The 26,761-nt window shown below is 33.6% G+C and carries 26 protein-coding genes, 1 rRNA gene and 1 other annotated feature; of the genes, 2 read left to right on the top strand and 25 right to left on the bottom strand.

Annotation, left to right across the window (positions count from 1 at the left end; all coding sequences use genetic code 11):
* Nucleotides 1-165: 165 nt before the first annotated feature.
* From rpoB to BDW25_RS09940, 22 genes are all read right to left on the bottom strand, one after another.
* A complete protein-coding gene (gene rpoB, locus BDW25_RS10050) occupies nt 166-3,717 on the bottom strand; it encodes a DNA-directed RNA polymerase subunit beta (RefSeq protein ID WP_002449020.1) in 3,552 nt (1,183 codons plus the stop codon).
* Between the two features lie 203 nt (nt 3,718-3,920).
* Nucleotides 3,921-4,529 (bottom strand): class I SAM-dependent methyltransferase, encoded by a 609-nt coding sequence (locus BDW25_RS10045; RefSeq protein ID WP_002449036.1) that lies wholly within the window; start codon nt 4,527-4,529, stop codon nt 3,921-3,923.
* A gap of 171 nt (nt 4,530-4,700) precedes the next feature.
* Nucleotides 4,701-5,069 carry a 50S ribosomal protein L7/L12 gene (rplL, locus tag BDW25_RS10040; protein WP_002449041.1) on the bottom strand — a complete coding sequence of 123 codons (369 nt, stop codon included), beginning with the start codon at nt 5,067-5,069 and terminating at the stop codon, nt 4,701-4,703.
* 39 nt (nt 5,070-5,108) lie between these two features.
* Nucleotides 5,109-5,609, bottom strand: coding sequence for a 50S ribosomal protein L10 (rplJ, locus tag BDW25_RS10035; RefSeq protein ID WP_002449049.1), 501 nt, complete (start codon nt 5,607-5,609; stop codon nt 5,109-5,111).
* Between the two features lie 30 nt (nt 5,610-5,639).
* Nucleotides 5,640-5,793 (bottom strand) — a sequence feature (ribosomal protein L10 leader region).
* A 125-nt stretch (nt 5,794-5,918) separates the two neighbouring features.
* Nucleotides 5,919-6,614 carry a 50S ribosomal protein L1 gene (gene rplA / locus BDW25_RS10025; RefSeq protein ID WP_002449030.1) on the bottom strand — a complete coding sequence of 232 codons (696 nt, stop codon included), beginning with the start codon at nt 6,612-6,614 and terminating at the stop codon, nt 5,919-5,921.
* 206 nt (nt 6,615-6,820) lie between these two features.
* Nucleotides 6,821-7,243, bottom strand: a complete 423-nt coding sequence (gene rplK, locus BDW25_RS10020; RefSeq protein WP_001832298.1) for a 50S ribosomal protein L11 — start codon at nt 7,241-7,243, stop codon at nt 6,821-6,823.
* A 186-nt stretch (nt 7,244-7,429) separates the two neighbouring features.
* Complete coding sequence (nusG, locus tag BDW25_RS10015) at nt 7,430-7,978, bottom strand: transcription termination/antitermination protein NusG (protein ID WP_002449028.1); 549 nt, start codon at nt 7,976-7,978, stop codon at nt 7,430-7,432.
* Between the two features lie 17 nt (nt 7,979-7,995).
* A complete protein-coding gene (gene secE / locus BDW25_RS10010; protein WP_002449032.1) occupies nt 7,996-8,196 on the bottom strand; it encodes a preprotein translocase subunit SecE in 201 nt (66 codons plus the stop codon).
* A gap of 43 nt (nt 8,197-8,239) precedes the next feature.
* Nucleotides 8,240-8,383 (bottom strand): 50S ribosomal protein L33, encoded by a 144-nt coding sequence (gene rpmG, locus BDW25_RS10005; RefSeq protein ID WP_049336738.1) that lies wholly within the window; start codon nt 8,381-8,383, stop codon nt 8,240-8,242.
* A gap of 80 nt (nt 8,384-8,463) precedes the next feature.
* Nucleotides 8,464-9,054 (bottom strand): sigma-70 family RNA polymerase sigma factor, encoded by a 591-nt coding sequence (locus tag BDW25_RS10000; protein ID WP_133945504.1) that lies wholly within the window; start codon nt 9,052-9,054, stop codon nt 8,464-8,466.
* A 67-nt stretch (nt 9,055-9,121) separates the two neighbouring features.
* Nucleotides 9,122-9,652, bottom strand: a complete 531-nt coding sequence (locus BDW25_RS09995; protein WP_002449022.1) for an NYN domain-containing protein — start codon at nt 9,650-9,652, stop codon at nt 9,122-9,124.
* Nucleotides 9,649-10,398, bottom strand: a complete 750-nt coding sequence (rlmB, locus tag BDW25_RS09990; RefSeq protein ID WP_002449043.1) for a 23S rRNA (guanosine(2251)-2'-O)-methyltransferase RlmB — start codon at nt 10,396-10,398, stop codon at nt 9,649-9,651. Before rlmB ends, BDW25_RS09995 begins: the two co-directional genes overlap by 4 nt.
* Nucleotides 10,399-10,403: 5 nt before the next feature.
* On the bottom strand, nt 10,404-10,793 hold the full coding sequence (locus BDW25_RS09985; RefSeq protein ID WP_002488399.1) for a Mini-ribonuclease 3: 390 nt from the start codon (nt 10,791-10,793) through the stop codon (nt 10,404-10,406).
* Nucleotide 10,794: 1 nt separating this feature from the next.
* On the bottom strand, nt 10,795-12,195 hold the full coding sequence (gene cysS, locus BDW25_RS09980; RefSeq protein WP_133945502.1) for a cysteine--tRNA ligase: 1,401 nt from the start codon (nt 12,193-12,195) through the stop codon (nt 10,795-10,797).
* The gene (gene cysE / locus BDW25_RS09975; RefSeq protein WP_172457920.1) at nt 12,179-12,808 is read right to left on the bottom strand and encodes a serine O-acetyltransferase; all 630 of its coding nucleotides are present in this window, start codon (nt 12,806-12,808) and stop codon (nt 12,179-12,181) included. Before cysE ends, cysS begins: the two co-directional genes overlap by 17 nt.
* Before the next feature lie 383 nt (nt 12,809-13,191).
* On the bottom strand, nt 13,192-14,646 hold the full coding sequence (gene gltX / locus BDW25_RS09970; protein WP_133945500.1) for a glutamate--tRNA ligase: 1,455 nt from the start codon (nt 14,644-14,646) through the stop codon (nt 13,192-13,194).
* Nucleotides 14,647-14,926: 280 nt separating this feature from the next.
* The gene (locus BDW25_RS09965) at nt 14,927-15,997 is read right to left on the bottom strand and encodes a PIN/TRAM domain-containing protein (protein ID WP_002488403.1); all 1,071 of its coding nucleotides are present in this window, start codon (nt 15,995-15,997) and stop codon (nt 14,927-14,929) included.
* 22 nt (nt 15,998-16,019) lie between these two features.
* Nucleotides 16,020-17,393: a DNA repair protein RadA gene (gene radA, locus BDW25_RS09960; RefSeq protein WP_049418285.1), complete on the bottom strand. Its 1,374-nt coding sequence runs from the start codon at nt 17,391-17,393 to the stop codon at nt 16,020-16,022.
* 131 nt (nt 17,394-17,524) lie between these two features.
* A complete protein-coding gene (locus BDW25_RS09955) occupies nt 17,525-19,996 on the bottom strand; it encodes an ATP-dependent Clp protease ATP-binding subunit (protein ID WP_133945498.1) in 2,472 nt (823 codons plus the stop codon).
* Between the two features lie 15 nt (nt 19,997-20,011).
* Nucleotides 20,012-21,019, bottom strand: coding sequence for a protein arginine kinase (locus BDW25_RS09950; RefSeq protein WP_002449052.1), 1,008 nt, complete (start codon nt 21,017-21,019; stop codon nt 20,012-20,014).
* Entirely contained in the window at nt 21,012-21,575 is a 564-nt protein-coding gene (locus tag BDW25_RS09945) for a UvrB/UvrC motif-containing protein (RefSeq protein WP_133945496.1), read from the bottom strand. The genes BDW25_RS09950 and BDW25_RS09945 overlap by 8 nt, the downstream gene beginning before the upstream one ends.
* Before the next feature lie 31 nt (nt 21,576-21,606).
* The gene (locus tag BDW25_RS09940) at nt 21,607-22,068 is read right to left on the bottom strand and encodes a CtsR family transcriptional regulator (protein ID WP_002449017.1); all 462 of its coding nucleotides are present in this window, start codon (nt 22,066-22,068) and stop codon (nt 21,607-21,609) included.
* Nucleotides 22,069-22,222: 154 nt separating this feature from the next.
* On the opposite strand from BDW25_RS09940, the gene BDW25_RS09935 reads away from it, so the two are divergent.
* Nucleotides 22,223-23,437 (top strand): NupC/NupG family nucleoside CNT transporter, encoded by a 1,215-nt coding sequence (locus BDW25_RS09935; protein ID WP_002455762.1) that lies wholly within the window; start codon nt 22,223-22,225, stop codon nt 23,435-23,437.
* A 36-nt stretch (nt 23,438-23,473) separates the two neighbouring features.
* On the opposite strand, the gene pdxT is transcribed toward BDW25_RS09935, so the two are convergent.
* Both pdxT and pdxS read right to left on the bottom strand, forming a co-directional pair.
* Nucleotides 23,474-24,028, bottom strand: coding sequence for a pyridoxal 5'-phosphate synthase glutaminase subunit PdxT (gene pdxT, locus BDW25_RS09930; protein WP_002488406.1), 555 nt, complete (start codon nt 24,026-24,028; stop codon nt 23,474-23,476).
* Nucleotides 24,029-24,031: 3 nt separating this feature from the next.
* Nucleotides 24,032-24,919, bottom strand: coding sequence for a pyridoxal 5'-phosphate synthase lyase subunit PdxS (gene pdxS, locus BDW25_RS09925; protein ID WP_133945494.1), 888 nt, complete (start codon nt 24,917-24,919; stop codon nt 24,032-24,034).
* A 95-nt stretch (nt 24,920-25,014) separates the two neighbouring features.
* Between pdxS and pdxR the strand changes: the two genes are divergently transcribed.
* A complete protein-coding gene (pdxR, locus tag BDW25_RS09920) occupies nt 25,015-26,385 on the top strand; it encodes a MocR-like pyridoxine biosynthesis transcription factor PdxR (protein WP_133945491.1) in 1,371 nt (456 codons plus the stop codon).
* A 199-nt stretch (nt 26,386-26,584) separates the two neighbouring features.
* Here the strand turns inward: pdxR and rrf are convergent.
* Nucleotides 26,585-26,699, bottom strand: a 5S ribosomal RNA gene (gene rrf, locus BDW25_RS09915).
* Nucleotides 26,700-26,761: the final 62 nt, after the last annotated feature.

Genomic DNA, 26,761 nt, shown 5'->3' with positions numbered 1-26,761 from the left:
CAAGGAGCCTACCTCCTTCAATTTAGATTAGCTGTGCTATTTGATTGATTTACATTTACTGAAACTGACATCACATACATAAGATGCACATCAGTGCGCAATCTAAATCTTGATGAGATTAAAATAACGCAACTCATGTTGATTCATCTTAAATTTATAATTTTATTATTCGTTAGTTTCTTTTTGAGTTTCTGGAACATCTTTTTGTTGTAAATCTACTTTGCGCTCAGTTGCATCTTCATCATCAACATCGGCCATTTCGATTTCATTATCATGTTCATCCATAACTTTTACATCTAAACCTAAACTTTGTAATTCTTTCATCAATACTCGGAATGATTCAGGAACACTTGGTCTTGAAATGTTTTCACCTTTAACGATAGATTCGTATGTTTTAACACGACCTACAGTATCGTCAGATTTGTAAGTTAAGATTTCTTGTAATGTGTATGCTGCACCATAAGCTTCAAGTGCCCATACCTCCATCTCACCGAAACGTTGTCCACCGAATTGTGCTTTACCACCAAGTGGTTGTTGTGTAACAAGTGAGTAAGGTCCAGTTGAACGTGCATGCAATTTATCGTCAACCATGTGAGCAAGTTTAAGCATATACATTACTCCAACAGAAATACGATTATCAAATGGTTCACCAGTACGTCCATCATATAATACTGTTTTACCATCACGTGCCATACCAGCCTCTTCGATTGTAGACCATACATCATCGTCGTTTGCACCATCGAATACTGGAGAAGCAACATGAATACCTAAGTTTTTAGCAGCCATACCTAAATGTAACTCTAAAACTTGTCCAATGTTCATACGTGATGGTACACCTAGTGGGTTTAACATGATATCGATTGGACGTCCATCTGGTAAGTAAGGCATATCTTCTTCAGGAACAATCTTAGAGATAACCCCTTTGTTACCATGACGACCACACATTTTGTCCCCAACATGGATTTTACGTTTTTGAACGATATATACACGAACAAGTTGGTTCACACCTGGTGATAACGTATCATCGCCTTCTTCACGATTAAATACTTTAACGTCTAGAACGATACCACCTGCACCATGTGGGACACGTAATGAAGTATCACGAACTTCTCTTGCTTTTTCACCAAAGATGGCGTGTAATAATCGTTCTTCTGCAGTTAATTCTGTGACACCTTTTGGCGTTACTTTACCAACTAAGATATCTCCATCTTTAACTTCTGCACCGACGTATATAATACCACGATCGTCTAAGTTTTTAAGTGCATTTTCAGAAACGTTAGGAATATCACGTGTAATTTCTTCAGGCCCTAATTTAGTATCACGTGCTTCAGATTCGTATTCTTCAATATGAATTGAAGTATATACATCGTCTTTAACTAATCGTTCACTCATGATAACGGCATCCTCATAGTTATATCCGTCCCAAGTCATGAAACCTACAACGACGTTACGACCTAATGCCATTTCTCCTAATTCCATTGAAGGACCATCAGCTAAAATTTCATTGTATTCTACAACGTCACCTACAGAAACGATTGGACGTTGGTTATAACAAGTACCAGAGTTTGAACGTTTAAATTTAGCTAATGGGTAACGATCTAATTCGCCTTCATGTTCAGTTCCATTTTCCTCAACTAAACGACGAACTAAGATTTCATTAGATTCAACGTGTTCAACACGACCTCTATGTTTTGCAGTAATTGCTGCACCAGAGTCACGAGCTGCCACATGTTCCATACCTGTACCCACAAATGGAGCTTCAGGATTCATCAATGGTACTGCTTGACGTTGCATGTTCGCACCCATTAACGCACGGTTAGAGTCATCGTTTTCAAGGAATGGAATACAAGCTGTCGCTGCTGATACTACTTGTTTAGGAGATACATCCATGTAGTCCATTTTTTCTTTTGCCATAACAGTGTTGTTACCACGGAAACGACATACCACTTCATCATCTAGGAAACGACCATTTTCATCTAAACGAGAATTGGCTTGTGCAACTACATAGCTATCTTCTTCATCAGCAGTTAAATAATCAATTTGATCAGTAATTGAATTGGTATCAATATCTACTTTACGATATGGTGTTTCGATAAAACCAAATTCATTTACACGTGCATAACTAGATAATGAGTTAATTAAACCAATGTTTGGTCCCTCTGGTGTTTCAATTGGACACATACGACCATAGTGAGAATAGTGTACGTCACGAACTTCCATTTGTGCACGTTCACGTGTTAAACCACCAGGTCCTAAAGCAGAAAGACGACGTTTATGTGTTAACTCTGCTAATGGGTTAGCTTGGTCCATGAATTGAGACAATTGAGAACTACCAAAGAATTCTTTAATTGAAGCAATTACAGGTCTAATATTAATTAATTGTTGTGGTGTAATTGAATCAGTATCTTGAATAGACATTCTTTCGCGAACGACACGTTCCATTCTAGATAAACCAATTCGGAATTGGTTTTGTAACAGTTCACCTACTGAACGTAAACGACGATTACCTAAATGGTCAATATCATCTGTATAACCAATACCATTCAATAAGTTAAAGAAATAACTCATTGAGGCAATAATATCTGCTGGTGTAATACATTTCACTTCTGAATCAGGTAATGCATTACCAATCACTGTTGTAGTGCGTTCTTCTTCATCATTTGGAACATACACTTTAATTGATTGAATTTCTACAGGTTCATCAATAACGCTACCTTCTAACTCGAACACTTCACTGTTTGCATTTGACTCTAAAACATTCATAATTTCGTCTAATTTACGACGATCTAAAACTGTTCCTTCTTCAGCAACAATTTCACCTGTTTCGCTGTCAACGATTGGTTCCGCTAATTTTTGGTTAAACAAACGATGTTTTAGGTGTAACTTTTTATTTGTTTTATAGCGACCAACACTTGCTAAATCATAGCGTTTAGGGTCGAAGAAACGTGAATATAATAAGCTTTTTGCGTTTTCAACTGTTGGTGGTTCACCAGGACGTAAACGTTCATAGATTTCTAATAAAGCTTGTTCAGTATTTTCAGTACTATCTTTTTCAAGCGTATTACGTAAGTATTCACTGTCTCCTAGTAAATCGATAATTTCTTGATCACTAGAGAATCCTAAAGCACGTAATAATACTGTTAAAGGTAATTTACGTGTTCTATCAATTCGAACGTAAACGATGTCTTTAGCATCTGTTTCATATTCTAACCACGCACCACGGTTTGGAATAATCGTTGCGTCGTAATTTTCACGTCCATTTTTATCTATTTTTTCATTAAAATACACTGATGGTGAACGTACTAATTGTGAAACGATAACACGTTCTGCACCATTAATTACAAACGTACCAGTATCTGTCATCAATGGGAAGTCACCCATGAAAACTTCTTGTTCTTTAACTTCACCAGTTTCTTTGATAATGAGACGTACTTTAACACGAAGAGGTGCAGCATAAGTAGCGTCACGGTTTTTTGATTCTTCTAAATCATATTTTGGTTCACCTAATCTATAATCCACAAATTCTAAAGATAGGTTTCCAGTGAAATCTTCAATTGGTGAAATATCACGGAACATTTCTAATAAACCTTCTTTTAAGAACCAGTCATAAGATTTAGTTTGAATTTCTATTAAGTTAGGTAATTCTAATACTTCTGAAATTCTCGCATAATTTCTACGTTTACGATGTCTTCCATATTGGACAACTTGACCTGCCAAACAGATTCACCCCTCAAATATTGTGTTGAACTTATACACAAAATTTCACATAACAAGACAAAAAGAAAACGGCAACACAATTGATGACACCATTTTCGATTCTTTTCTTATTCTTGTTTATCGTGCTCATTTTGCGTAAAAGTACACACTTGTTGAACATAAATTTTTACATTTTATAACTATATCAGAATACCATTTTGAAATCAACCTTTTTGGCTCTTCAATATATAGTACCCTTTACTTTTGTTCACAGTTTCTACATTATTAAATATTTCTTCCATTTTCTTTTTAGCAGAAGGCATACCTTGCTTTTTCTGAATGACAACATAGAGTTCACCTTGATTTTTTAGCTTTTGATATGCTTCTTCAAAGATTCGATGAACAACATTTTTTCCAGCTCTAATTGGTGGATTTGTTAATACAAAGTCAAAGTATTCATTCTCAACTTGTGACAGACCATCACTTTCTGTAATGATGACGTTATCAATTTGATTTTGCTTTTTGTTCTTTTCAGCTAAATGTAAAGCTCGATGATTCACATCTACCATAGTCATTTGATGGTGTGGTGACACTTTAGCAATCATTAAACCAATAGGACCATAACCACAGCCAACATCAATGATACGTTTACTTGGACCTGGTGGATGTTCATTTAAAAACGTTTGTACTAATAAATCAGACCCAAAGTCTACTTTTCCTTTTGAAAAAACGCCTGCATCTGTCGTTAGTTTTAACTGAGATTTATGATAAAAGTATTGAATTGTTTTTTCATCACTTTGTACTTCAGGATTTTCATCATAATAGTGACTCATGATTTCACCTCTTTATTCGTTCATCTATTTGATTAGAAAATGAATTAAAACCCCGTTATCAACAATAACGGGGTTTTAATTTCTCAAAGAATGCAAGTAATCATTAACACTTTCACTCTAAAGTGACTAAGTTAAAATGATTTACTTATATATTAAGTTAAGATACTAGAATTATTTTAATTCTACAGTAGCTCCAACTTCTTCTAATTGTTCTTTAAGTTTTTCAGCATCTTCTTTAGCAACAGCTTCTTTGATTACTTTAGGAGCGTTGTCTACTAATTCTTTAGCGTCTTTTAAGCCTAAGCCAGTTGCTTCTTTAACTGCTTTAACAACTTTGATTTTTGAAGATCCAGCTGAAGTTAATTCAACGTCAAATTCAGTTTTTTCTGCGGCAGCGTCTCCGCCACCAGCTGCACCAGCTGCTGCTACAGGAGCTGCTGCTGTTACACCAAATTCTTCTTCAATTGCTTTTACTAAATCGTTTAATTCTAATACTGACATTTCTTTAATTGCTTCAATGATTTGTTCTTGATTAGCCATTTTATTATTCCTCCATTTATTTTAAAATTTTATGCGCAATTATTCAGCGCTTTCTTCTTTTTGTTCTCCAACAGCTTTAACCGCATAAGCGAAGTTGCGTACTGGAGCTTGTAATACTGATAAAAGCATAGATACAAGACCATCGTGTGAAGGTAATGAACCAACAGTTTTAACTTCTTCTGCTGAGATAACGTTACCTTCCATAACGCCTGTTTTAATTTCTAAAGCTTCATGTTCTTTAGCAAATCCTGAGATCACTTTCGCTGGAGCAACTACATCATCAGTAGTTGTAGCGATAGCTGTAGGACCAGTTAAGAATTCATCTAAGCCTTCGATACCTGCTTTTTCAGCTGCACGACGAACTAATGTGTTTTTGTATACTTTATACTCAACACCAGCTTCACGTAATTGAGCACGTAAATCAGTTACTTCCGCAACAGTTAAACCACGGTAGTCCACGATAACAGTTGAAACTGAATTTTTAAGTTGTTCAGCGATAACGTCAACTTGTTGTTTTTTAGCTTCAATAATAGCAGACATTCAGACACCTCCATTTTTATTTTTGGTGCTTTTTTAATAAAAAAAGCACTTTCTACCCACGGCAAAAAGTGCTTGAAAGATCATTATAATAATCATCACGTTCAAGTCAATTTTAGCCTCGGTAGGATATTGTTTTAAGTTAAAGATTAACTCCTACTGTCTTAGGTAAAATAATCACAATAAATAATATAACTTGTTTATTGTAATATGTCAATTGTTTTTTAAAAAAGACTGGAAGAAAATGATCTTATCTTTTTCAAAATAAGCAATGATTATCTACCAGTCTACAATCTATTCATATATTTGAAATTAAAGTTTAAAAGATGAAGTATCTACTTTAACTCCAGGACCCATTGTTGTAGTTACAGCAACAGATTTGAAGTAAGTACCTTTAGCAGATGCTGGTTTAGCTTTAGCTAAAACATCTTGTAAAGCATTAAAGTTTTCAACTAATTTTTCTTCGTCGAAAGATACTTTACCAATCGTAGCATGTACGATACCTGCTTTTTCAGCACGATATTCAACTTTACCAGCTTTAATTTCTTCTACAGCTTTTTTAACGTCCATAGTTACTGTACCAGTTTTAGGGTTTGGCATTAAACCTTTAGGTCCTAATACACGACCTAATTTACCAACTTCACCCATCATGTCAGGTGTAGCTACTACTACGTCAAAGTCGAACCAACCTTGTTGGATTTTTTGAGCATATTCAGATTCACCTACGTAATCTGCGCCTGCTTCTTCTGCTTCTGTAATTTTATCGCCTTTAGCGAAAACTAATACACGTTGTGATTTACCAGTACCGTTTGGTAGCACTACTGCACCACGGATTTGTTGGTCATTTTTACGTGTATCAATACCTAAACGGAATGCTACTTCAACTGACGCATCAAAGTTAGCGATACTAGTTTCTTTAGCTAATTTAATTGCTTCTTCAACACTATAGTATTTAGTACGGTCAACTTTATTAGCTGCTTCTTGATACTTTTTACCTTTTTTAGCCATTTATTGTTCCTCCTTTAGTGGTTTTAGCGGAATTTCCTCCCACGCTTACTTGTGTGATTTACACAAGTTAAGAGCAGATAACAGATGATGTCATTAATAAATATTAATTTACTAAAGACTAATCATAGACAATATATGTTGTCGTTTCTGTTACCTGCTATCGTCTATCAGTTTATTTCAAATTCAAACTCATTTTCATTTAATAATTATTGTACAGTGATACCCATACTACGTGCAGTACCTTCGATAATACGCATAGCTGCTTCTTCGTCTGCAGCGTTTAAGTCTTGCATTTTTGTTTGAGCAATTTCACGTACTTGATCTTTAGTTACTGTAGCAACTTTAGTTTTGTTTGGTTCACCAGAACCTTTTTCAACGCCAGCTGCTTTTTTAAGTAGTACTGGAGCCGGTGGAGTTTTAGTAATGAATGTAAATGAACGATCTTCATATACACTAATTTCTACCGGAATGATTAAACCTGCTTGTTCTTGTGTACGTGCATTGAATTCTTTACAGAATCCCATGATGTTCACACCTGCTTGACCTAATGCTGGACCAACTGGTGGTGCTGGGTTCGCTTTACCTGCAGGAATTTGTAATTTAACTACTTTTTCTACTTTTTTAGCCACGATGTGCACCTCCTTGATATCGTGATGTGGTCACAGGGCTCAGTTTTGCCCTCCCACTCATAAACATTTCGTGACGAAATGAGCGTTCTAAAAACGCGACCACATTATTTTAACATTAAACTTAATTAAAAATCAATAGTAAAATTTCATCTTTTTAAGCAAATCATACTTTATAATTTAAAATGATTATAATTTTTCTATTTGATCGAATTCTACTTCAACTGGTGTTTCTCTACCAAACATATCGACTAATACAGTTAATTTAAATTTATCTGCTTCGATTTCTTGAACTTCACCAACTTGATTTGCAAATGGTCCTGATTTGATGCGGACTTGTTCACCTACATCTAATTCTACATCAATTGTTTTTTCTTTAAGTCCCATTTGTTTTAAGATGAATCTCATTTCTTCAGGAAGTAATGGATTAGGTTTTGAACCTGCGCCTGCTGAACCAACAAATCCTGTGACACCTGGAGTATTACGTACAACATACCATGATTCATCTGTCATAATAAGCTCTACTAAAACATATCCAGGAAATGTCTTTTTAACCTGTTTTTTTGCTTTCCCATCTTTAACTTGTGTTTCTTCCTCTTCAGGTATGACAACTCTAAAAATTTGCTCTGTCATATTCATTGATTCTACTCTTTTTTCTAAATTCTTTTTAACTTTATTTTCATATCCAGAATACGTATGCACTGCGTACCAACGCTTAGCCCCAACTTCTTCAGACATGTTGTCACTCCTTACTTTTATCTAAATAATTGAATTAAATTACCAATACCTACGTCTAATACCCAGAAAAAGACCATAAAGAAAATTACTGTAGCTACTACAATGACAGTATATTTAAAAAGTTCTTCTTTCGTAGGCCAACTTGTTTTTTCCATTTCGCTTTTAACGCCTTGGAAGAAACTTTCTTTATTCTTACTTGCGTCTTTATCTTTAGCCATAACCTTACCTCCATGCTTTTCAAAGTATATACTTATAAACTCATTACTTTGATTCTTTATGCATCGTGTGTTCATTACATCTGGAACAATATTTCTTCAGTTGTAATCTCTTAGCTGATGTTTCTTTTTTAGGTACATTATAATTTCTGCTACCACACATTTCACAAACTAAAGGTACTTTTCTCACATCAATTCACCTTTACTCATATTAATACCAGTCTACTATACATAAACTTATAATAAACTGTCAAACTCGTACTAAAATACTTAACGTTTGTATTTCAATAAATATTGTTTCATTTTTATTTTACAACGTTGAATACTATTGTAAACTACTTTATCTTTTACATTTAGTCTTTTTGCTATTTCTGATGGGGAATAATCCAGTAGAAGTAAATTTGCAACTTCTCTTTCAAACATACTTAACTTCTTAAAACTGTCTATCAAGTCTTCTTTACTTGACCTAATTAAATATAGTTCTTCCGTCCTTTTTATCATTTGATTCAAACGATCTTCTACTACACATTCATTGATTAACAATTGTTGACGTTGATTAAACGCATAACGTTTTCTCCAAAAATCTTTTTTTACAGAATAAACTAGACGATTTAAATAATGTTCGAATGGAACATTCGTATTAAAATTAAATGTGTGTAAAGCTAAATATATCTTTAACGAGGTATCTTGAATTAAATCTTCTAGTTCTTGATGATCTATACCTAGCATCCTAAACTTCATCATAAGTTTAGGACGTATCACATCCATTATATTTGCGAATAACTGTTCTTTCTCCAATGTATTTTGGCTATATTGAAAAGCTTTAAATATATCTTCTAGTTGTCGAAAATAATAAGTCATATACAAAACCTTTCTTTATAAGTTAGGCACATTGTATAAGACGCATCTTTTGAATAGCAAGACTGTATTATTTACGTTTTTTACCATATCCTCGTCGTATTTTTTCAAATTCTGCAAGTACATCTTTTGATAACGAAATTCGAGTTCTTGGTTTACGTTCATTAAAATCATCTACTGATTTACTAACCGTCATTGCATTCTCTTTTAAATCTCGCCACATTTCTCTAGATGAAACACGATATGCACCTGCTCCAAAAATAGCATGTTGCTCGCTCATATCGCTGGTCACTACTGTAATATGTGTCGTATGTTTATTGTATAAATTGTATACATAACGCTCAATATAGCTATCTGCAGTTTCTTTTTCTTTCGTAAAAACTGTTTTAACACCATGATAAATGTATTCTCTTTCTATACCAGATTGTTCATATGCATCAAATACACATACAATCTCATCAGCGACAACTGCATTGTAATTGGCAATCACATCTAAGAGTTGTTCACGTGCTTCCTCTAAACTTTCTCTTGCTACTTTACTCAATTCCCTTGATTGACCAATCATATTGTACCCATCAATAATTAGATATCTATCTTTCATTGGGTGTCTCCAATTTGATGTCGTTTACGATATACTTCATACATCATTAAACTAGCAGCTACAGAAGCATTTAAGCTATTAACATGGCCTACCATAGGAATTTTAATATAGAAATCACATTTATCTTTAACCAATCTACTCATACCTTGTCCTTCACTACCAATTACGATAGCCAGTGGCATATCAGCAGCCATATTGCGATAATCTGTAGCATTATCCGCTTCAGCGCCTGCTACCCAATATCCATTATCTTTCAACTCATCAATTATTTTTGATAAATTTGTAACACGCATCACTGGGACATGCTGAATCGCACCTGTTGACGCTTTTGCAACAGTTTGTGTGAGCGCAACAGAACGTCTTTTAGGGATAACAACTCCATCTACTCCGCTTGCATCTGCCGTTCTAATGATCGAACCAAGATTATGTGGATCTTCTAACCCATCTAAAATAATTATTGTAGAAAGGCCTTCTTTTTCTTTTTGAGATTGAATAAACTGATCAAAATCTGCATATTCGTATGGTGCAATCAGTGCAGCTACACCTTGATGCGGTGCATTTGCTAAATTATCTAATTTGGATTTTGGAACAGTTTGTATAATCAATTTCTGTGCTTTAGCATTTTTTAAAATATCATTAATTTGCTGCTTTCTTATTCCTTCTTGTATCCAAATTTTATTTATTGTATGACCAGACACAATTGCTTCTTTAACAGCGTGTCTACCGACAATAACGATATCTTCCACTATGTTCACAACCTTTCATCAACAATTTGTACAATCATATCAAGTAACGCATCTAATCGTTCATTTCGATGGTCTAAATAAAGAAATCCTATAATAGCTTCTAAACCTGAACTTTTACGATACGTTTGTATATCTGTATTTTTAGCTTTCGTATAACTTTTAGCGTTACGCCCTCTTCTAACAATATCTCGTTCTTCTTCAGTAAACCATTCTTTTGTGATTAATACCTCGAGCGTTTGTGCCTGGCTTTTTGCAGACACATATTGTTTCGATACTTGATGTAAGCGATTTGGTTTACTCTGTAATTTAAGCACAATATATTCGCGTACATGCTGGTCTAATACAGCATCTCCCATATAAGCTAACGTTAATGGGTTCAATAGCTTTGCATCCATATTAACCTCTTCTAAATCTTACACCTTGAGGCGTATCTTCAAGAATAATATTTTGCTCTTTTAGCGTATCTCTAATTTCGTCAGCTCGAGCAAAATCTTTATTTTTACGTGCTTCATTACGTTCTTCGATAAGTTTTTCTATGTCTTCATCAAGTAATACATCATTTTCTTTTCCTTCTAATGGCACACCTAATACGTCACTAAAAATTTGATATACTTCTTTAAAGCGCTGAATCACTTTAGTTGATGTTGTATTTTCTAACACATATTTATTAGCTAATTTTGATAAATCATACCATGCAGTTACAGCGTTTGCTGTATTAAAATCATCATCCATTACAGCTTCAAATTGTTTTAAAATATCATTAATTTGATCAATATAGTCTGTCTGTGTTTCTAAATCAGTTGCGATTGCTTCTCTTTCTTTAATTAATTGATAACTATTGCGTATACGCTCTAATCCACTTTTAGCAGCATTCACTAATTCAAGGTTATAGTTGATTGGACTTCTATAATGAACACTAATCATGAAGAAACGTAATACATCTGGATCAATTTCTTTAATAATATCGTGTACTAAAATAAAGTTACCTAATGATTTACTCATTTTTTCATTATCTATATTAATAAAACCATTATGCATCCAATAATTAGCAAAAGGTGCATGATTGTGTGCTTCAGATTGCGCTATTTCATTTTCATGATGTGGAAATTGTAAATCTGATCCTCCCGCGTGGATGTCAATTGTTTTTCCCAATTCATGATAAGCCATTACAGAGCATTCAATGTGCCATCCTGGACGTCCTTGTCCAAATGGACTCTCCCAACTAATTTCTCCAGGCTTTGCCTTTTTCCATAGCGTAAAGTCCAATGCATCCTCTTTTTGTTCACCTGCTTCTATACGAGTGCCAACTTTTAAATCATCAATAGACTGATGACTTAATTTACCATATCCATCAAATTGACGGGTTCTAAAATACACATCTCCATTACTTTCGTATGCATAACCTTCATCTACAAGTTGTTTAATGAATTCAATGATTTCATCCATATGATTCATTACTCGTGGATTAGATGTCGCTCTTTTAACATTAAGTGCCCCTACATCTTCATAGAATGCCTTGATATATCGATCAGCAATTTCTGGCACACTTTCATTTAATTCTTTAGAACGATTAATGAGTTTATCATCTACATCAGTAAAATTAGATACGTAATCAACCGTATAGCCTTTATATTCAAAATATCGACGTACGACGTCATAATTAATTGCTGGACGGGCATTACCGATATGAATGTAATTATACACTGTAGGTCCACATACATACATTTTCACCTTACCAGGTTCAATGGGCTTAAACGCCTCTTTTTGACGTGTTAAAGTATTATATAATGTAATCATCTTTAATCTCTCCATTCTTAGCTTTTTCCAATTGTCGTTCTAGTTGCTTAATTTGTTCAAATAAAGGATCAGGCAAATTACGATGATCAAATGTTTTCCCAATTCGTTTTCCTTCTTGTTTAACAATATGACCTGGAATACCTACAACTGTTGTATAACTTGGCACAGATTGTAAGACTACTGAATTCGCACCAATATTAACATTAGAATCAATTTGGATATTTCCTAAAACCTTTGATCCTGCTGCAATTAAAACATTATCTCCAATATCTGGATGACGCTTTCCTTTTTGTTTACCTGTACCTCCAAGTGTCACGCCTTGATAAATCGTTACGTTATCTCCAATCGTACATGTTTCACCAATAACTACACCCATACCATGATCAATAAATAGACGTTTTCCAATTTTCGCTCCAGGATGAATTTCAATTCCTGTAAAAAAGCGAGATACTTGTGAAATCATTCTCGCCAAAACGTAGTGTTTTTTATTATATAATTTATGTGCAATTAAGTGACTCCATACCGCATGCAAGCCTGCATAAGTTGTGATTACTTCAAATGTTGTACGTGCTGCAGGGTCTTGTTCAAATACCATTTTTACATCATCTTTCATTCTTTTTATCAAGACGCTCGCCTCCCCATTTTCTATATATTATGAATATCTTACAGTCCATGTATCATTCAAATATTTAAAAAAAGCGCCCCTAACATTAACTGCTAGAGGCGCTATTGCACGGTTCCACTCTTCATTTTAGATAAAGTAAGTTGATGAACATACTAGTCTACCTTATCATACTCATTTCTATATTTAATTGAACATTCAAAGGTGCATTCGATATAGATAATGATATGCTCACAGCAACCGCATACTCTCTAACAACATTATCGTATATTTACTAATCCTTTAACTAACATATGTTTAATCTTATCATAAGAAGTTTTTTATAAAATTTCAAGTTTAAACATGTGTGTCTGACTTATTATATTAACATTGTTTTAAACATATTTTTTTAAACGAGATAGTACTTTTTCTTTTCCTAATACTTCAATTGTATTCGGTAATTCAGGACCATGCATTTGACCAGTCACTGCTACACGAATAGGCATAAATAATTGTTTACCTTTAATACCAGTTTCTTTTTGTACTTCTTTAATCGTTTTTTTAATTTCAGCAGCTTCAAATGGTTCAAGCGCTTCTAATTTACCATATAAATGAGACATTAATTCAGGAACTTGTTCGCCATTTAATACCTCTTGTTCTTCTTCACCTAATTTAGGCATATCATGGAAGAACATTTCTGATAACGGAACAATTTCTCCTGCATAACTCATTTCTTTTTGATAAAGGCCAATTAATTTACGTCCCCATTCTTTATCTTCTTCACTTGGATTTTCAGGAATTAAATTTGCTTTGATTAAGTGTGGTAAAGCAAGCTCAAATACTGTTTCTGTATCTTTTGTTTTCATATATTGGTTGTTAACCCAAGCTAATTTTTGTCTATCAAACATTGCTGGAGATTTAGAAAGACGTTGTTCATCAAAAATCTTAATAAATTCTTCTTTAGAAAAGATCTCATCTTCACCTTCAGGAGACCAACCGAGTAAAGCAATAAAATTGAATAACGCTTCAGGTAAATAACCTAAATCACGATATTGCTCGATAAATTGTAAAATTTGGCCATCTCGTTTACTTAATTTTTTACGTTGTTCATTTACAATTAATGACATATGCGCAAAACGTGGTGGTTCCCAACCAAATGCTTCATAAATCATTAATTGCTTAGGTGTATTTGATACATGATCATCTCCACGAATAACATCAGAAATTTCCATGTAGTGATCATCTACTGCTACCGCGAAATTATACGTAGGGACGCCATCTTTTTTCACGATAACCCAATCTCCAATATTATTAGAGTCAAAAGAAATTTCTCCTTTAACCATATCATCAAATGTATATGTTTTATCTTTTGGAACACGGAAACGAATAGCGGGTTTGCGTCCTTCAGCTTCAAATTGTTGACGTTGTTCTTCTGTGAGATGTGCATGTTTACCGCCATATCGTGGCATTTCTCCACGAGCAATTTGAGCTTCACGTTCTTCTTCTAATTCTTCTTCAGTCATGTAGCATTTGTATGCTTTATCTTCATCTAATAATTGTTGAATAAGTGGATTATAGATGTCTGCACGTTCAGATTGACGATAAGGACCATGACCTTTGTCTTTATCGATAGATTCATCCCAATCTAATCCTAACCATTTTAAGTTATCAAATTGTGAAGATTCTCCATCTTCAAGATTTCTTTTACTATCTGTATCTTCAATACGTACTACAAAATCTCCATCATAATGTTTAGCAAATAAATAATTAAATAATGCAGTTCTTGCATTTCCGATGTGTAAATATCCAGTTGGACTTGGCGCATATCTTACTCTTACGCGTTCACTCATTCGTTTCACTCCTAATTTTGTTATTCATTCTTTATAGCGAATGATTTCTTTCATTAGAAAAAAGTTATCCCAAACAATCTTTAAAGAGTCGTTTTTGAATAACTTTAACTTCTAATCTATACTTAGATCAACTTCGCATTTCCTTATTATTGTAGCATTAATTAGCTGGTTTGATAAGTCTATTGCTACTGTTGTTACGTTACTCAGCAATATCTCATAACGAAAAATATTATACAATAATTCATCAATGACTACGTTTCACATGAAACTCTTTTTCCTATTAACTTAAGGACTCCTCTATAGTCTTAGCAAATATAATACGACCAGATGATGTTTGTAATAAACTAATGACTTCTAATTCAACCTGTTTCCCTATAAGAGATTTGGCATGATCTACAACAACCATTGTTCCATCATCTAGATATCCTACCCCTTGGCCAGGTTCTTTACCCATTTTAGTTAATAAAATATTAAGTCGGTCACCTTGATGAACATTGGGTTTAATTGCTTCCGATAAATCATTAACATTTAATGCAGTAATCCCTTGAACATGACATACCTTATTCAAATTGAAATCGGTTGTAATGACATGGGCATGATAGACTTGAGCTAATTCAACTAACAGTTTGTCAATATCACTATGAGATTTTTGAGGATGAATCACACGAGTTGGATAGTCTAAATCATAAAGTTGATTTAAAATATCTAATCCACGTTGTCCTTTTTCACGTTTGATACTATCATTAGCATCTGCAACTACTTGCAATTCATTTATAACTCCTTGAGGAATAAGTATTTCTCCATCTATAAACCCGCATTTAATAATATCTAAAATTCTTCCATCAATAATTGCACTTGTATCTAACAGTTTAGGTATAGCACTGATATTATTTTTAGACATTGAACGTGCTATATTTTCTGGCAAAAACATAAGCATTTCATCACGCTTTTTCAAACCAAACTGGAATCCTAAATAACATAATAATAGTGTAATAATAATAGGCACAAGGTGATTTAATATAGAATTTCCTATCATTTCTAAAATAAATGAAGCCATTACTGAAATAAATAAACCAACGACTAATCCTAGTGTAGCAAACAAAATTTCGACTGCACTACGTTTCATAATCCACATTTCAGCTTCTTTAAGTAATCGTGTTACTTTATTAATAAATAGACCAAATATTAGAAAGAATACAATCATCCCTACTAAACCATCAATATAATGATTAGTATAAATGGGTGGGGTGTTCATACCTAAATCATTTAAAATTTCTGGAATTAACATGATTCCAAATGATGCACCAAGAATGATGTAGATTATAATAACAATTCCTTTTAATACCTTCATACGTTATCACCCCTTTAAATGCCTATGATGAACGATTACTAAACGCATATTTTAAGGCATCATGTACCGTTGTCACGCCAACGACCTGAACACCTTCTGGGAATGTCCATCCACCTATATTCGTTTTGGGAATAATCACTCTCTTAAATCCTAGTTTTGCCGCTTCTTGTACACGTTGCTCAATACGCGATACTCGTCTTACTTCACCAGTTAATCCCACTTCACCAATATAACAATCCAAACCATCTACGGCTTTATCTTTAAAACTTGAAGCAGTCGCTACAATAATACTTAAATCTACAGCCGGTTCAGTCAGTCTCACTCCACCCGCTACTTTAATGTAAGCATCTTGTTGTTGTAAAAGATAATTTTCTTTTTTCTCTAAAACAGCCATAAGTAAGCTAAGTCGATTGTGGTCGATGCCTGTGGCCATTCGTCTTGGATTATTAAATGTAGTAGGTGTTACTAGAGATTGCACCTCAATCAATAGTGGTCGTGTGCCTTCCATAGTAGCCACAATTGTTGATCCTGGAACATTTGTAGAGCGTTCTTCTAAAAACATTTCTGAAGGATTTTGTACACCTTTCAAACCACTTTGTTTCATTTCAAAAATACCCATTTCATTCGTTGAACCAAAACGATTTTTAACTGCTCTTAGAATTCGATAAGCATGGTGTTCATCACCTTCGAAGTATAAAACTGTATCTACCATATGTTCTAATAGTCTTGGACCAGCAATTTGTCCTTCTTTTGTTACGTGACCTACTATAAAAGTTGCGATATTCATTTGTTTTGCAATATTCATTAAACTTTGTGTACTTTCTCGAACTTGTGATACTGAGCCAGGTGCTGAACTAATCTCAGGATGATAAATCGTTTGAATTGAATCGACAACAAGTATATCTGGGCGCTCTTGTTCCACGGTTTGATGAATAACTTCTAAATCTGTTTCAGCTAGTACATTTAAATTACTAGAGTCTTCCTCTAGACGATCTGCACGCAATTTCGTTTGATTTAGTGATTCTTCACCCGTGATATAAAGTACATTAAGTTTCTGTGATAACGATGCACAAATCTGTAATAATAATGTAGATTTCCCAATACCTGGGTCGCCGCCAATTAGTACGAGCGATCCACTAACAATTCCGCCACCAAGTACACGATTAAATTCTTTAGAGTCCGTTTGAACTCTTGGTGTTGTCTCATGCTTAATACTATTTAATTTCTGTACTTTTGCTTGTGTCTCTTTTGTCTTTACACCATGTTTTGGATTGGAAGTCTTTTCAATAATTTCCTCCATTTGATTCCAAGCACCACAATTTGGACATTTTCCCATCCATTTAGGAGACTGATATCCACAAGCCATACATTCGAAAATTACTTTTTTTTTGGCCAAAACTGCACCTCCGATTTTTTTGAACATATCTATTTTATATGTATCCAGTTATAATGACAAATTTAAATATATATAAATGAAAAGAAGAGCCTAGGATTTAATGACTCCTAGACTCTGAATTTAAACTCATTTTATTCTTCTGTTGCTGGTTCTTTTGTATCTTCTATATTATTTTCTTGTTTATCATGGATATCATATTTGAATTCATTGCCATCATGATCAATTGTGACTTCTTTTCCTTCAATTTGATTACCATCAAGTATCAATTCACTTAAATTATCTTCGACCGTTTTTTGAATTGCTCTAATTAATGGACGAGCGCCGTATTCTGGATCATATCCTTCTTCAGCAATTTTTTCTTTAGCTTTATCAGTAACTACAATATTAATATCTTGTTCTGATAAACGTTTTGTTAATTTATTTACCATCATAGTCACAATTTCTTTAAGTTCATCTTTTGTTAATTTATGGAAAACAATAATATCATCTACACGGTTTAAGAACTCAGGACGGAATGAATTTTTAAGTTCTTTCATCATAGTTTTACGAATTGTTTCATAATCTTGTCCTTCAGATGCGCCACCGAATCCAGCGAAACGTTGATCTTGTAGTTCTTGTGCTCCTACATTTGATGTCATAATAATGACAGTATTACGGAAATCAACTTGACGTCCTTTTGTATCAGTTAGATGTCCATCATCAAGTACTTGTAATAAGATATTAAATACGTCTGGATGTGCTTTTTCAATTTCATCAAATAGGATAACAGAATATGGCTTACGTCTAACTTTTTCAGTTAATTGACCACCATCATCATGGCCTACATAACCTGGAGGCGCTCCAACTAAACGACTCACAGCATGTTTCTCCATAAATTCACTCATATCAACACGTATCATTGCGTCTTCTTCACCAAACATTGATTCAGCTAATGCACGGGCAAGTTCAGTTTTACCTACACCAGTTGGTCCTAAGAAAATGAAACTACCGATTGGACGTTTAGGATCTTTTAGACCTGCACGTGCACGACGAACTGCTTTACTAATAGAAGTTACAGCATCGTTTTGTCCAATTACTCGATCATGTAATGTTTCTTCTAAATTAAGCAAACGATCTGACTCTGTTTCATTAATTCTAGTTAATGGAATCCCTGTCCACCCTGCAATAACTTCAGCAATATCTTCTTTAGATAATGATGTTGATTGTCCGCCTTGAGATGTCTTCCATTCATTTTTAGCATCTTCATATTGTTTTTCAAGTTTTGATTGTTTATCTCTTAAGTTAGCTGCATTTTCAAATTCTTGTGCATGGACGGCAGCATCTTTTTCATTTTTAACTTTTTCAATTTCTTGTTCAATCTCTTTTAAATTACTTGGAGTTGTGTGACTTTTTAGTCTTACTTTCGAACTTGCTTCGTCAATCAAATCAATTGCTTTATCTGGTAGGAAACGATCAGATACATAACGGTTACTTAATTTAGCAGCCGCTTCCAGTGCTTCATCAGAAATATTAATACGATGATGCGCTTCGTAGCGATCACGTAAACCTTTTAGAATAGCAACAGTATCCTCTACAGATGGTTCATCAACTTGAATAGGTTGGAAACGACGTTCTAATGCAGCATCTTTTTCAATGTTTTTACGATATTCATCTAATGTTGTTGCACCAATGCATTGTAACTCACCACGCGCTAACGCTGGTTTTAAAATATTAGATGCATCAATTGCACCTTCTGCACCACCAGCACCAACTAGTGTATGCAATTCATCAATGAATAAAATGACATTACCTGCATGATGGATTTCATCCATGACTTTTTTCAAACGTTCTTCGAATTCACCACGATATTTAGTACCTGCCACGACTGTTCCCATATCTAGTGACATTACACGTTTATTTTTTAACGTTTCTGGTACTTCATTATTTACAATAGCTTGTGCAAGACCTTCAGCAATGGCTGTTTTACCTACACCTGGTTCACCAATAAGTACAGGGTTATTTTTAGTTCTACGACTTAATACTTCAATAACACGTGTAATTTCTTTATCTCTACCCACAACTGGATCTAAAGTACCGTCTTTAGCAATAACTGTTAAGTCTCGTGCTAGTCCATCCAATGTAGGAGTGTTGTTTGATTTATTTGCAGTTGCATTTTTAGTATTCATTTCAGGACTACCTAATGCTTTCACTACTTGTGCACGTGCTTTAGTAATATTCAAATCTAAGTTAGCAAATACACGTGCTGCTACTCCTTCATTTTCACGAATTAATCCTAATAAAATATGTTCTGTACCTACAAAGTTATGATGCAATTTTCTTGCCTCATCCATTGATAGTTGAATGACTTTTTTAGCTCTTGGTGTATAGTGCAACGTACCTGAATGTTCTTGACCATGACCGATTAATTTTTCAACTTCTTCAATAACTTTATCTTCAGTAATATTAAAACTTTCAAGTACTTTAGCAGCAATACCTTCTGGTTCTTTCATTAATCCAAGTAGTAAGTGCTCAGTACCAATGTTCGAATGATTTAAACGAATTGCTTCTTCTTGTGCATGTGCTAATACACGTTGTGCGCGTTCAGTTAATCTACCAAATAACATATCGTTTACAACCTCCTAATTTGTATGTTTTCTTAATATATTTGCCCGTTTTTCATTTACAGATACGTTTTCATCTTCATCATTATATAAAAACGCAGATTGGATACTTACCATTAATTCATTAAACTTAAAGTTACTTAAATTTAAATATCCTAAATCTATGCCTAACTTAATTTCACTTAATCTATATGACGCTTCTTCCATTGATATCATACGGCTATTTTGTAATATTCCTAACGAACGATAAATACGGTCAAGCGTTTCTAATTCACTATATTGTGTTAAACGTTCACGAATTTGCATTTCTTCATTAATAATTTGTTGAACTACTTCTGTCAACTGATCAATAATATCTTCTTCCGTCTTACCTAATGTAAGTTGATTAGAAATTTGATAAATATGACCATAAACTTGTGAACCCTCTCCATATATACCTCGAATCGTAAATCCAAAACGATTAATTGTTTGTGCAATACGATTCATACGTTTCATTATAGATAATCCAGGTAAATGAAGCATCACACTTGCTCGCATTCCAGTCCCAATATTTGTAGGACAAGTCGTTAAATAACCTAAATCTTCATCGAAACTAATTTCTAATTGTTCATCAAGAATATCATCAATGTCTGAAGCCTTTTGATATAAATCTATCAGAGATAAATCATTACCCATTGCTTGAATTCGTACATGATCTTCTTCATTAATCATAATACTCAAAGATTCATCTTCATTTAATAACACCGCTGAAGCTGGTTGTTTAATCAATTCTTTACTAATTAGATGTTTAGCCACTAACTTCATCTTACTTTGTTGGTCCATGGTATCTAAACGCATTAAAGATAAATTAGGTAGTGCATCTTGCACTTCATTGATTACTCTAAAACCTGCTTGTTCAGATGGAAACATTAAAGGATGAACATGATTTTCTAAATTACGTGCTAAACGAATACGCGAAGACATTACAATAGGAGATTCATCTGTTTCTTTCATCCATTCACTAATATGTGCACCCATATCATTCATCATGCTCCATCTCGCTTCCATGTTTCAAGGCTTTAATTTCATCTCTAATGACAGCTGCTTCTTCAAATTTTTGCTTTTCAATTAATACATTTAAGTAATTCGTTTTTTCTTCAATTTGTTTTTTTATTGCCAGTTTATGATGTGAAGAACGAGGCATCTTGCCTACATGTTCAAATTGTCCACCTTGTACTCGTCTTACAATATCAACAATATCCTCTTTAAATACTGCATAGCAATTTGCACATCCAAATTTACCTACATGAGCTATATCTTTCAATGTCATGTTACATGTAGGACATCGTTTTTCTTCTTGAAATGCTACTTCATGAAAATTTAATCCGTGTTTAGTTGCTAAATGTTGTAAGATTTGTTTGACTACAAAGGCTTCTTCAATATCATCTTGGAACTCTGAATGTGACGCAGGATGTTCTTGTTGATTCCAAGGATGCTCTCCTTGCGCACATTCTGAACACACCCACTTTTCAGAGGTACCATCTTTACTTTTTACTGTGAGTTTAACCTCTGCTTCATTTAAATGACAATTTTCGCAAAGCACACATAGACACCTCGCTTTTCTTTATTATTTATTAATAGTAATTAATGATAGGTAATAATCGTTTGAGAATATTTGCTCTAATAATATCTCTAGAAACAACATCCATTGAGAGTGTTTCACGATCAATAATCACTTGAATCATTCTTGCTTCTCTATCACTAATTAATCCTTTATCTAACAAACCATCAATTATATAATATGCTTGTTGTTGAGATATCGAAGGACCAATTAATTGCAATAGATGATTAATATAACCCGTTGCATCTTTATTTTCAATTTTCGTGATTCGGATATATCCTCCTCCACCACGTTTACTTTCTATTTCATAACCATGTTCATTTGTAAATCTTGTTTTAATAACATAGTTGAGTTGAGAAGGCACACAATCGAAACGTTGAGCAATATTAGCTCTTTGAATTTCTACCATATCTTCATTACTTTCTTCAAATAGTTGTTTAATGTATTGTTCTATGATGTCAGACATGTTGTGCATGATTTACCACCCCTTTTGACCTTCTTTGACTATATTATATGACCAACTTTGACCTTTTTCAACCAATTTGTTTTTTTTATTTAAAAATATTAATGTTACTTCTATTATTTTATTGTATTATATAAGATAAAGAGAATTTTAAAGGAGTAGAATTATGCATATTCTTATTGGGATCATTGGGATTATTGTCTTTTTAGCGCTAGCATTTTTATTTAGTTCAGATAAAAAGAATGTTCGTTGGCACTATGTTGGATTATTATTAATTATTCAACTTATACTCGCATTTATTCTTTTGAAAACGACTGCTGGTATTACAATTATCGGTGGTATTTCAAATGGATTTAACTATTTGTTACAAAAAGCTGCTGAAGGAGTTAATTTTGTTTTTGGAGGATTTAAATTTGTAGATCCAAACAATCCACCATTCTTCTTTAGTGTCTTATTACCAATCGTATTTATTTCGGCATTAATTGGTATTTTACAATATACTAGAATTCTTCCATGGATTATTAATGTGTTAGGGTTCTTAATTTCTAAAATTAATGGTATGGGGCGTTTAGAATCATATAATGCAGTAGCAGCTGCGATTCTTGGACAATCTGAAGTATTTATTTCATTAAAACAACAATTACCATATATACCTAAACAACGTTTATATACTTTAACTGCTTCTGCAATGTCTACTGTATCTGCATCAATTATCGGTGCATATTTTACATTGATTGAACCTAAATATGTTGTTACAGCGGTTGTATTAAACTTATTTGGTGGCTTCATTATTGCTTCTATTATTAACCCTTATAAAGTTAATGAAGAAGATGACAAATTGCTAGTGGATGAATCAGAAACTAAAAAACAAGCGTTTTTTGAAATGTTAGGTGAATATATTTTAGATGGTTTCAAAGTAGCAGTTATCGTTGGTGCAATGTTAATTGGCTATATTGCAATCATTGCTTTATTAAATGGCCTTGTAAGTGGTATTTTTAGTTTAATTTCTGGCGGAGCAATCAAATGGGATTTCCAAACGTTAATTGGTTTTGTATTTGCACCATTTGCTTTCTTAGCAGGTGTTCCTTGGCAGGATGCCGTTAAATCAGGTTCTGTGATGGCAACAAAACTATTATCTAATGAATTTGTTGCTATGCAATCACTTGGAAGCTTGAAGGGTATTTCTGAGCATGCAAAAGGTATTACGTCTGTATTTCTAGTTTCATTTGCTAACTTTAGTTCTATTGGGATCATTTCTGGTGCGATTAAATCACTTAACTCTGAAAAAGGTGATGTCGTAGCACGTTTTGGTATTAAGTTATTATTCGGTGCAACACTTGTATCATTTATTTCAGCTGCTATCGCTGGATTCTTCATTTAATAAGAAAAAGCTTGAGATTTTGATCTCAAGCTTTTTTTATTTAACTATATGTTCAATAAAATACTGAGTTATACGATAGTCATCTGTTAATTCTGGATGGAAAGACACCCCTAGGTATTTCCCTTGCTTAACAGCTACTATTTTATCACTAATAGAACTTAATATTTCTACATTATTTTCTACATTAACAATATGTGGTGCTCTTATAAAGACACCTTCTATATCTTTTGCAATACCTTTAACATCTAACTCAGCTTCAAAACTATCTACTTGTCTACCAAAGGAATTACGCGCAACAGTAATATCTAATTTTTTTAGATATCCTGTCTCACCTTCTACATCTTTTGCAAGCACAATAAGACCTGCGCAAGTTCCAAACATTGGTAAATCAGATTGTTGTAATTTTTCTTTAAAGCCATATAAATCCATAAGTCTTCTTAAAGTTGTAGATTCACCGCCAGGGAGAATAAGACCATCAATTTCATCTAATTGTTCAACTTTCTTAACTGCTATACCTTCGTGACCACTTAATTCAATGTGACGAATGTGTTCACGTACTGCACCTTGTAACGCTAATACACCAATCTTCATAAATTACCAACCACGCTCTTGCATACGTTCTTCTAATGAGATTTTATTTATATCTAAACCTTTCATTGCAGTTCCTAATTCAGCTGCTAATTTTCCAATTAATTCATAATCTTGATAATGAGTTGTAGCTTGAACAATAGCTTTTGCAAATTTTTCTGGATCTTCAGATTTAAAAATACCTGAACCCACAAATACCCCATCAGCGCCTAATTCCATCATTAAGGCAGCATCTTGAGGTGTTGCTACACCACCCGCTGCAAAGTTTACTACTGGTAAACGACCTTCTTCTTTAATTTGTTTTAATACATTATATGGTGCACCTAATTCTTTAGCATAAGTCATAATTTCATCGTCATTCATTACAGTTAGACGACTAACCTCTGAATTAACTTTTCTCATGTGACGTACAGCTTCTACAATATTACCTGTTCCAGGTTCTCCTTTAGTACGTAACATCGCTGCACCTTCGCCAATACGTCGTGCTGCTTCGCCTAAATTACGGCAACCACAAACAAATGGTACAGTAAATTGATCTTTTCTTAAATGAAATTCTTCATCTGCAGGAGTAAGAACTTCAGATTCATCAATATAGTCTACGCCCATAGCCTCTAATACACGTGCTTCTGTAATATGACCGATACGTGCTTTAGCCATTACTGGAATTGAAACAGCATTCATTACTTCTTCAACAATTTTAGGATTGGCACTACGTGCTACACCACCAGCTGCTCTAATATCAGATGGTACGCGTTCTAAGGCCATAACTGCTACTGCTCCAGCTTCCTCAGCAATTTTAGCTTGTTCAGCATTAACAACATCCATAATGACGCCGCCTTTTTGCATTTCAGCCATACCACGTTTAACTCTTTCAGATCCTACAATTTTAGACATTTATAAAACCCCTTTTCAATTGATTAAATCCATTTTAAAATATAAACTGATGTTTAAAAAGGTACAATTTTAATAAAAAATTAGGGGTCAGATTTATGACGAAGAAAAAACCATTATATATTTCTTTATATGAAAAGCTAAAAAAACAGATAATTGAAGGTGTATATGAATCAAACGATAAATTTCCATCTAAAAGACAGTTGAGCGAACATTTATCACTTAGTCATACTACAATTGAGCATGCCTATCAGTTACTTTTAGATGAAGGATTTATATATTCAAAACCACGTTCAGGTTATTATGTTTCAGAAATTCAATCATTGCCAGTAACAAATAGTTATTCTGAAATAAGTGATATATTAGAAATTGATAAAGCTACACAGGAAAATACGTATCAGTATCAATTCAATTTAGCTGAAATTGATGCTGAACATTTTCCTAGCCATTTATTTAAAAGGTATGCTAAAGAAGTATTTGAAGAAGATCAACTTGCCCTTTTGAGTAAAGGAAGCATTCAGGGAGAATTCAACTTAAGACAGCAAATTTCTCATTATTTATTTAATAGTAGAGGAGTATCTTGTCATCCAAATCAAATTATAATTGGCTCTTCAACTGAACAATTATTAAATATGGTTACTGACTTATTAAAAGATTCATCATTTATTATAGAACAACCTAGTTATCCACCTATTAAACATGTACTGGATAAGCATAGAATAAGTTATACACAAGCTAGAGTAGAAAAAGATGGAATTAATATCGATGAAGTCTTTCAAAAAAATAATGATATTTTATATATCACACCATCTCATCAATTTCCAACAGGATATGTGATGAGTTTAAAGAAGCGCACACAACTTATAAAATGGGCACAACAAAAGAAGGAACGATATATTATTGAAGATGATTATGATTCAGAATTTAGATATTTCGGAAAACCTATTCCAGCATTACAGAATTTAGATAAAAAACAAAAAGTAATATATATTAGTACATTTTCGAAATCGCTTTATCCAAGTTGTCGTATGGCCTACATTGTCTTACCAAATAAACTGCTAAAATTATTCCGAGAGATGCAGTATGTTGAAAGCAATACTGTGCCTGTACATTTACAACACATGGTAGCACAATTTATGGCAACTGGTAGCTTTGAACGTCATCTTAATAAAATGAGAAGAATATATAAAAATAAATTAACTTTTATTTTAGAAAAACTAACACCATATAAAGAACAATTGAAAATTGAAGGCGCACTAACAGGAATGCACTTCACACTTGTAGTTAAAAATAATTTGACAATAAATGAATGCATAAAAAGAACGAAAAAATGCAATCTTAAATTAACACCTTATCCTTACAACAACAAAAAACTACAACATCCTACCTTCTTAATTGGCTTTGGAGGTATCCCAGAAGAAAAATTAGAAAAGCATGTTAATGCTCTTATTAAAGCACTTACAGTTTAAATAGAGGAAATGAGTTCTGACTCATTTTGGATTGGTAGTCATTGAACGTAGAGTTTTTTATGAAAGTCACTATGCTAACCATCCGTAGTGTATATTCATTTAGTCATCTTTTAATTAGTTATATATAGATATATATTTTAAAATAAAAAAAGAGACCTCACGGTCTCAATATCAATTCATCGCATCCATACAATGATTTGCCTGGCAACGTCCTACTCTAGCGGAACGTCAGTCCAACTACCATCGGCGCTAAGGAGCTTAACTTCTGTGTTCGGCATGGGAACAGGTGTGACCTCCTTGCCATTGTCACCAGACAAGTGAATGATTATACATTCAAAACTAGATAGTAAGTAAAGATTTGCGTCGCAAAACTTGA

Source organism: Staphylococcus sp. AtDRG32 (assembly GCF_004365845.1).
GTDB lineage: Bacteria > Bacillota > Bacilli > Staphylococcales > Staphylococcaceae > Staphylococcus > Staphylococcus hominis.
The sequence above is the reverse complement of the archived record's forward strand: the minus strand, read 5'-3'. Positions and strand labels throughout refer to the sequence as shown.

What these genes read in the sequence shown, in the direction of transcription:
- BDW25_RS10045 (WP_002449036.1), bottom strand. Translation starts at nt 4,529, where the DNA reads ATGAGTCACTATTATGATGAAAATCCTGAAGTACAAAGTGATGAAAAA.
- rplL (WP_002449041.1), bottom strand. Translation starts at nt 5,069, where the DNA reads ATGGCTAATCAAGAACAAATCATTGAAGCAATTAAAGAAATGTCAGTA.
- rplJ (WP_002449049.1), bottom strand. Translation starts at nt 5,609, where the DNA reads ATGTCTGCTATTATTGAAGCTAAAAAACAACAAGTTGACGTTATCGCT.
- rplA (WP_002449030.1), bottom strand. Translation starts at nt 6,614, where the DNA reads ATGGCTAAAAAAGGTAAAAAGTATCAAGAAGCAGCTAATAAAGTTGAC.
- nusG (WP_002449028.1), bottom strand. Translation starts at nt 7,978, where the DNA reads ATGTCTGAAGAAGTTGGGGCTAAGCGTTGGTACGCAGTGCATACGTAT.
- secE (WP_002449032.1), bottom strand. Translation starts at nt 8,196, where the DNA reads ATGGCTAAAGATAAAGACGCAAGTAAGAATAAAGAAAGTTTCTTCCAA.
- BDW25_RS10000 (WP_133945504.1), bottom strand. Translation starts at nt 9,054, where the DNA reads ATGACTTATTATTTTCGACAACTAGAAGATATATTTAAAGCTTTTCAA.
- BDW25_RS09995 (WP_002449022.1), bottom strand. Translation starts at nt 9,652, where the DNA reads ATGAAAGATAGATATCTAATTATTGATGGGTACAATATGATTGGTCAA.
- BDW25_RS09985 (WP_002488399.1), bottom strand. Translation starts at nt 10,793, where the DNA reads ATGGATGCAAAGCTATTGAACCCATTAACGTTAGCTTATATGGGAGAT.
- cysS (WP_133945502.1), bottom strand. Translation starts at nt 12,195, where the DNA reads ATGATTACATTATATAATACTTTAACACGTCAAAAAGAGGCGTTTAAG.
- cysE (WP_172457920.1), bottom strand. Translation starts at nt 12,808, where the DNA reads ATGAAAGATGATGTAAAAATGGTATTTGAACAAGACCCTGCAGCACGT.
- gltX (WP_133945500.1), bottom strand. Translation starts at nt 14,646, where the DNA reads ATGAGTGAACGCGTAAGAGTAAGATATGCGCCAAGTCCAACTGGATAT.
- BDW25_RS09965 (WP_002488403.1), bottom strand. Translation starts at nt 15,997, where the DNA reads ATGAAGGTATTAAAAGGAATTGTTATTATAATCTACATCATTCTTGGT.
- BDW25_RS09955 (WP_133945498.1), bottom strand. Translation starts at nt 19,996, where the DNA reads ATGTTATTTGGTAGATTAACTGAACGCGCACAACGTGTATTAGCACAT.
- BDW25_RS09950 (WP_002449052.1), bottom strand. Translation starts at nt 21,019, where the DNA reads ATGAATGATATGGGTGCACATATTAGTGAATGGATGAAAGAAACAGAT.
- BDW25_RS09940 (WP_002449017.1), bottom strand. Translation starts at nt 22,068, where the DNA reads ATGCACAACATGTCTGACATCATAGAACAATACATTAAACAACTATTT.
- BDW25_RS09935 (WP_002455762.1), top strand. Translation starts at nt 22,223, where the DNA reads ATGCATATTCTTATTGGGATCATTGGGATTATTGTCTTTTTAGCGCTA.
- pdxT (WP_002488406.1), bottom strand. Translation starts at nt 24,028, where the DNA reads ATGAAGATTGGTGTATTAGCGTTACAAGGTGCAGTACGTGAACACATT.
- pdxS (WP_133945494.1), bottom strand. Translation starts at nt 24,919, where the DNA reads ATGTCTAAAATTGTAGGATCTGAAAGAGTTAAACGTGGTATGGCTGAA.
- pdxR (WP_133945491.1), top strand. Translation starts at nt 25,015, where the DNA reads ATGACGAAGAAAAAACCATTATATATTTCTTTATATGAAAAGCTAAAA.